Source organism: Nonomuraea sp. SBT364 (genome assembly GCF_001083785.1).
Lineage (GTDB): Bacteria > Actinomycetota > Actinomycetes > Streptosporangiales > Streptosporangiaceae > Nonomuraea.
The window spans coordinates 1-2373 of sequence record NZ_LAVL01000329.1 but is presented as its reverse complement, the minus strand read 5'-3'; the positions used below and the strand labels follow the sequence as shown (position 1 = coordinate 2373).

The 2373-nt window shown below is 68.5% G+C and carries 1 protein-coding gene and 2 rRNA genes; 1 reads left to right on the top strand and 2 read right to left on the bottom strand.

Translation table 11 applies throughout. The features are described from left to right. The first annotated feature begins 424 nt into the window (after positions 1-424). Positions 425-1702 (top strand): outer membrane protein assembly factor BamB family protein, encoded by a 1278-nt coding sequence (locus ADY59_RS47100; RefSeq protein ID WP_231619249.1) that lies wholly within the window; start codon positions 425-427, stop codon positions 1700-1702. Between the two features lie 366 nt (positions 1703-2068). Here the strand turns inward: ADY59_RS47100 and rrf are convergent. Beyond that, positions 2069-2185 (bottom strand): 5S ribosomal RNA (gene rrf, locus ADY59_RS47095). Positions 2186-2268: 83 nt separating this feature from the next. After that, a 23S ribosomal RNA gene (locus ADY59_RS52200) occupies positions 2269-2373 on the bottom strand; the annotation flags it as partial.

Here is a 2373-nt window from a genome sequence, read left to right as displayed (position 1 = left end):
CCCGTACAGCCCACCCTCGCAGGGCTGGCCGCCATACGGGCAGGCGTCGCCGGAGGCCGGCACGCCGCTATACGCCTCCCCCTCACAGGGGCCATCCCCTTCCGCTCCACCACCGGTGGGCGGGCCCCTGTATGGCCAGGTCCAGCCGGAGGCGCCGCACGGCTCGATCCCTCAAGCCCCCGCTCCCTACGAGTTCCCTTTGCCGGGGTCCGCCCCATACGGGGCCCCTTCGCAAGGCCAGGCCCCGTACGGAGTCCCTCCGCAAGGTCCCGTCCCGTACGGAGTCCCCTCACAAGGCCCCGTCCCGTACGGGCCAGGCTCGCAGGGGCCCTACCTGCGGGGGCAGAGGCCGGGGGGTGGGGAGGCGCCGCAGCCGCCCAGGCGTGGGGCCAGGACCGTCCTGCTCGCCGCCCTCGGTGTGCTGGTGCTGCTCGGGGCCGGGGGCGGCACCGCCTGGTTCGTTGCGCAGTCCGGCGATCCGGAGCCGGTGGCGGCGGCCAGCCCAGAAGCGGCGGTGGCTGAGGCGGCGGTGCCCGAGTGGTCCGTACCCCTGGCCGGGCACGGCAGCATGGACTTCACCACCGGCATGGCGTTCGCGAGCTGGCTGACCGACACCACCGTCATCAGAGCCCAGAAGGACGGCGTGCTGGCGTACACCCTCAACACCGGCAAACGCGCCTGGGGCACTCCCTCGCCGGGCGACCAGCTCTGCGGAGCCACCCCGGAGGTGTCGGCCGACGCCGTCGCCGCCATCGCGTACGTCACGGACGGCCGATGCGGCCAACTCGCCGGTCTCGACACCACCACCGGCAAGGTCACCTGGAAGACCGTGATCGCGTCCGAGAAGAGCTCGGTGAGCAACTCCCTCGCGGTGCCGTCCATCATGTCCACCGCGGACATGGCCGTCGTCGAGGTCGACAACACACTGACCAGCTACCGCCTCTCCGACGGCGGCAAGGCTTGGACCTGGTCGCCGCCGGACAGCTGCTATCTCCAGGACGCCAACAGCGCCCCCGACCGCGTGGTGATCCTCCTCGACTGCCACAGCGGGAGCAACAGCGTCCAGGTCCTGCACCCGACGACCGGCCGTGTCGCCGGCAAGTACCCGATCGGCGATCTCCCCCTGACGAACGGCGTCCTGTCCGCGAGGCCGATCGTCATCCACCGCCAGATCCGAGGCGAGGACACGTTCACCGTGTACGCGTCGACGGGCAAGGTGAGCGAGTTCAGCGCGGGTGAGGCCGACACGCGGTCGCTCAACAGCGTGGCCCTCGTCCAGGGCGGCCACGAGCGCCGCACGTACGCGGTGCACGGCGACCGCCTCTACCTGGCGACCAAGCTGGAGCACATGCCCGACGACGGCGGCGGCTACCGCAACAAGGCTCTCGCCTTCGACATCAAGACCGGCCGCCGCCTCTGGGAGTCGACCGGCACCCACGACACGCCCCTGTCCTATATCCGCGCCGACGAGCAGGGCCTTCTGGCCCTGGAGGTAGGCGACTGGCGCACGCTCCCCCCGCGCCTCGTCCGCTTCGACCCCGCCACCGGCAAGGCCCAGGCCCTCGCGACGCTCCCCCTGAAGTACGGCACCGAGGCCGACCGAGGCCAGGTGTACGAGCGCGACGGCGCGGTCATCATCGTCCCGTGGACCTCGGTGGCCAGCAAGAACGCCGTGAGCTTCATCGACACCGATTCGTCCTGACCCGCTCAGAGCCAGCCGATCCCATACGTGACGGGCAGCAGGTACGCAGTACTCCCGTCACGGGGAACGCAGGGTCCCGGCACAAGCCGGCTCACGAGCCGACAGCGCCGGCCCCGGAACGCCGAGATCCGCAGGGCCCGGAGCCCGCCCTCTGTGAGGGCCGAACGCACGTTGCCTTCGTAGCTCTGGAATACCAAAAGGCCCCCGGCTGACCGGAGACCCACAACACAACCCCGTAAACCGTCCCGCCCCAAAGCCCGCAAACAACGCAAAAAGGGGCTCCCACCCCGGGAACCCCCTGCACAGAGAAACACGGAGAGGGCCCCTGACACACAAGGTGTCAAAAGGGCCCTCTCACGAAAGATTGTCCGGCGGTGACCTACTCTCCCACACCCTCCCGAGTGCAGTACCATCGGCGCTGGGAAGCTTAACTTCCGGGTTCGGAATGTAACCGGGTGTTTCCTTCCCGCCATAACCGCCGTAACCCTATGAAACTGACAAGCAAAACCGCTTGCTGTTTCAGAATCGCATAGTGGACGCGAGCAAAAACTTTCAAAGTATGCTTTGTGGTCAAGTCCTCGGCCTATTAGTACCGGTCAGCTCCACACGTTACCGTGCTTCCACCTCCGGCCTATCAACCCGGTCGTCTACCGGGAGCCTTACCCCCAAAC